Source organism: Kocuria sp. (assembly GCF_030536815.1).
Classification (GTDB): domain Bacteria; phylum Actinomycetota; class Actinomycetes; order Actinomycetales; family Micrococcaceae; genus Kocuria; species Kocuria gwangalliensis.
Genome location: NZ_JAUNPE010000175.1, coordinates 1 through 4,076 on the forward strand (window position 1 = coordinate 1; position 4,076 = coordinate 4,076).

At 58.9% G+C, this 4,076-nt stretch carries 4 protein-coding genes and 1 pseudogene; 3 read left to right on the forward strand and 2 right to left on the reverse strand.

The window, feature by feature from the left end; genetic code table 11:
- Positions 1-66 precede the first annotated feature (66 nt).
- Positions 67-825 carry a hypothetical protein gene (locus Q4E95_RS11550; RefSeq protein ID WP_303383448.1) on the reverse strand — a complete coding sequence of 253 codons (759 nt, stop codon included), beginning with the start codon at positions 823-825 and terminating at the stop codon, positions 67-69.
- A gap of 109 nt (positions 826-934) precedes the next feature.
- Entirely contained in the window at positions 935-1,693 is a 759-nt protein-coding gene (locus Q4E95_RS11555; protein ID WP_303383449.1) for a hypothetical protein, read from the reverse strand.
- Positions 1,694-2,282: 589 nt separating this feature from the next.
- Here Q4E95_RS11555 and Q4E95_RS13925 point away from each other — a divergent pair.
- From Q4E95_RS13925 to Q4E95_RS11565, 3 genes and pseudogenes are all read left to right on the forward strand, one after another.
- Positions 2,283-2,528, forward strand: a pseudogene (locus Q4E95_RS13925) (hypothetical protein); the annotation flags it as partial.
- 36 nt (positions 2,529-2,564) lie between these two features.
- Positions 2,565-3,089 carry a hypothetical protein gene (locus Q4E95_RS11560; RefSeq protein ID WP_303383450.1) on the forward strand — a complete coding sequence of 175 codons (525 nt, stop codon included), beginning with the start codon at positions 2,565-2,567 and terminating at the stop codon, positions 3,087-3,089.
- Positions 3,086-3,907: a GSU2403 family nucleotidyltransferase fold protein gene (locus Q4E95_RS11565; RefSeq protein WP_303383451.1), complete on the forward strand. Its 822-nt coding sequence runs from the start codon at positions 3,086-3,088 to the stop codon at positions 3,905-3,907. Before Q4E95_RS11560 ends, Q4E95_RS11565 begins: the two co-directional genes overlap by 4 nt.
- Positions 3,908-4,076 lie beyond the last annotated feature (169 nt).

A 4,076-nucleotide genomic window follows, 5' to 3' on the forward strand; every position in this document is an offset into this window, starting at 1 on the left:
CATCTCGGTCGGGGCGCTCACCCATTCGGTGCGGGCGCTGGACCTGGGCCTGGACATTGCGGTGCGTCAGTAGGACGGGCCAATCGGTACCGCCTTGGACCCCAGGTCCCTGAGGGAACCGGTCAAGGAGTTCGCCCCGCGAGCTTCGACGACGCAACGGCGGGGCGATTCCTCCGTGCTCACAATGTTCAGCTCCAGGTAGTGCCCCTGCACTGATGTGCCCATGTACTCCGCCGCGCGCTCATCGCACTGCAGGTCCGCGGGATTGGCTGGGTCCTCACGGAACACGACCTCCCCGGTGTGCTCCTCACTGCACGGCACGATCTCGCCGGCTAGGCCGTCCACGCACTCCCTGAAACGTTGCCCATTGTCCTGCCGCAGGATGTCCTTGAAACTCTGCTGGAGATCAGTTCCGGCAAGCCGTGCGGAGCATACGCCCTCCACTTCACCGGTTTGGATGTCCTCGTGCAGCACGTCCAGGTCGGAGTTTCCTCCCGCGTATCGGACGAAATCTTCGATACTACACGCGACGGAAGCAGGAATGATCTCGGCTGAATGAGGGACATCGCACGGCACGGAAACAAACGTTTCGTCCTCTATCCGGCCGCATGTTCCAGGCTTCGGACCGGCCACCGGTGCGGGTGTGGGAGTATCTTCTTCCTGGATAGTCTCCGTGGTCTCCGGGGAGCCCCCGGCCGGGGAGGTCGTTGCCGTGGGTGAGAGGCTGGTTTGGGTGTCCCCTCCACCGGGAGGCAGATTCAGTACGCCGAAGATGATGGCCACGACAACCGCCGCAACGGCCGCAAAAACCTCGATAACCCGCAAAACTTCGCCGCTGTTTTTTCTCTTCGACGTTATACGCCGCTTCTTTCCTTTGTTCTCCTCAGGGGAAGAAGGGGAATCCGCCACAATATTCTCCGGTTGGACCTTCGAACTACTGGAGCTCGACGTCGTAGATCACGGCCTGAACTGAACCCTGGTAGCAGTTCTCGTTCTGCTCATCCAGGTAGAACTGGATTTTGAGGGCGTTGACATCGGCCACCGGGACCGAGAAATCCTGGACCTCGTTGAAGGGAATCGTCTGTACATACAGCTGCTTGTTGTTTCCTTCTACTCGTACCGTGAGCGTCTGGTCACTGGACCGGGAGTCGTTGTTCTGCCCGACCTCGAACTTCAGGTCGTCGAAGTTGTTGGCGAGCCGCAGCTCCAGAGTGGGCACCGAGTCCCCGAGGCCGCAGGTACTAACTTCACGCGCAATCCCGGACACTGACCCCCGATCTGCCACGTCATATCGGCCCTCGGTCCAGTCGCTGTCCGGATTGAAAAAGTCGGCCAGGACCAAAGTTTGGCCCTTCACGTCGGGCGGCAACGCCCCGCCGGACGTCGGTTCGGGGTCGGCTGAGTTGGTCGATCCGCCCGTGGCAAAAGAGTCCCCCGTTGCGTCCCCGGAAGGTGCCGAGGATTCTTGGTCCTCGGTGGGGGTGGATCCGGGTGAGGCCTCCTCAGTGGGGTTGGCGCCGTCGTCAGACGTAGCGGTGGGGGAGCTCTCGATGGTTGGGGAGGTTTGCGAGGTCATTTGGGCCGTGGCGGCGGGTTGCGTGGTCTCGGTGCCACCGGACGTCCCGGTGCCGCCACATCCTGTCAGGGCCACCAACACAACTAACCCGGACGTGACGATCGGAAGCTTACGCATGTCTCCCCCTCAAGGCCCTAATGTGATGTACAACACATAGTGTGTCATATTTTCTTCATGTTCTTTCGTCGGATGGCGTCACGTTGAAGACGGTTGGCAAGATCGCATCCATGAGTGAGGGCGTGATCTCGGTCGGCACGCTCACCATTCGCTGCGGGCACTGGACCCGAGCCTGGACATGGCGGTGAATTAGCCCTTATCCACGACGTAGTTCAGGATTTGATACCTCTGTCCAAATGTTTCTTATTTTGATATGTTTCTCACTATGCGAAACGGGTTCTATCAAGAAACAGTTGTTCTACCGCGCTGTCTTGAGATCCTTGCTGCTGCGTTGCCAGACTCCTGGGGCCTTGAAACGGTCAGTCCCAAAGACTTGGGGCACTCGTTCGCGGATGCCCTTGTGACCATTACACCGCCATCTGGATCTCCCGTGGTCCTGTCGGTCGAAGTGAAAGGCGCAGGTCTTCGAACAGACACTATCGCCCACCTGAGGTCGACCTTGAGTGACATTCATGGGATCCCGTGCTTGTTATCGGAGTACTTTTCTCCACGCACTCGAGAAGTCATGGCCGAGGTGGGATTCAGCGGTATGGATACCACTGGGTGGGTCCATATCGTCAGCGATCAGCCCCCGGTACTCATTGACCGACCGGGCGCTACTCGGGCACCTCGAGAACCTAGAAACGAGAATATTCAGCGTTTGACCGGCGCCTCCACTGCGCGGGTACTTCGTTACCTGGTGACAGCGTCTTTGCCACGCGGGATACGAGAGATTGCTGATGGCTGTCATGTGAGTCCGGGCACGGTCTCCAAGTTGTTACCAACACTCGAACGCGAAGGCGTCATAGCACCTCGAGGTCGACGTGGCCCCGTGGCCTCCCTCAACCGGGAGGGTCTGATTGAGCGCTGGGCCGAGGACTATTCACTGGCTAAGGGCAACTCCCGTGTCGAGTCGTTCCTGGATCCCCGCGGCCTCAAGCACGCAGCTGAAGTACTGGCGCGCGACGGGCGCGCCGTTCTCACCGGTGTCCACGGAGGCCTCGCCTATTTGAATGACGGTCAGACCCCCGTGGTCAGCGGCAAACAAATCGCCGCGTACTGTGACGCCCCACAACGAATCGCTCGTGAAATCGGCCTTTACCCCGTCGATAAATCGCAGGCCAACGTGGTGTTGATAGTCCCGAAGGACCGCGAACTCCTCCGGTGCACCCGATACAGCGAGAGAGCCAATGGCTGGGTGGCCCCATTGGGCCAAGTCTTAGTAGACCTGAGATCCCTTCCCGGCCGGGAAGCCGACTTAGCCGACCAGATCATGAGTTCCCTCTCCGAGCAAGGCCCCGATCCGGATTCCGGATGGACCGTGTGGGCTGAGAAAAAGGATGCGAGAACGGGATGAGTCTTCCTCCGGAGTACATAGCAGCTAGGTCGGTCCTACTGGACGGCCTCGAGGCATTACGCGATCACTTGGATCACGTCATACTGATCGGTGCTCAGGCCGTCTATCTATGGGCCGGCGAGGGTGACTTCTCGGTTTCCATCATGACCACGGATGCAGACCTAGCTCTCAATGCCGCTGAACTGAGTCCTAACCCGCTGATTCAAGATGTTCTCAAAAAGAATGGGTTCATCACGAAAACTGGGGGCAATCCAGGCCAGTGGACCGGGCCAGCCGGGATTGCGCTTGACCTCATGGTGTCAGAGCATCAGGCGGGTGTGGGCAGAAGATCAGCCAGAATTCCTCCTCACGGCAGGGAGACCGCAAGACGTGGCCGGGGACTTGCGCCCACCCTGGTGGATTTCGAAACCAGAACGCTTGGCGCTTTAACACAAAACGACGGTCGAACGTGCCAGGTGAACGTGGCGGGGCCAGCAGCGCTCATCGTAGCTAAGTGCATCAAATTGAAAGAGCGGCTCGAAGACAAGGACAACAACAAACGGGATCGAGTCAAACCGAAAGACGCTCTCGATATCTTGCGTCTTTTGAGGGCTGTTGAACTCGACAAGATTGTCGACGGTTTTTCCCGCCACCAGTTGGACAAAGCTGCCGCCCAGGAGTCGGACGAGGCATTAGCTTTCCTCGTTGCGCAGAGCACGGCTATAACGCCTACTCTTCCCCGTCTGGCCGAAGTAGCCGCGGCAGGCGATAAATCTGCTGCGCTCAGTTTCACCATCCTGGTACAGGAACTGTCGGATATTCTTAGCCCCCGCGTATGACAGCGCGCAGCGAGGGCGGTATCGAAGGACTTTTGTTTCTCGTATCAGGCTGTTTCGCGCCTCAAGAAACATCAAGGAATACGAAACGGCTGGGATCGTCAGCCCTTACCCACAAGCGTCAACAACACCACGGAGTCCTCATGAGCGCGCAGGGAATGTCGCTGCTGAG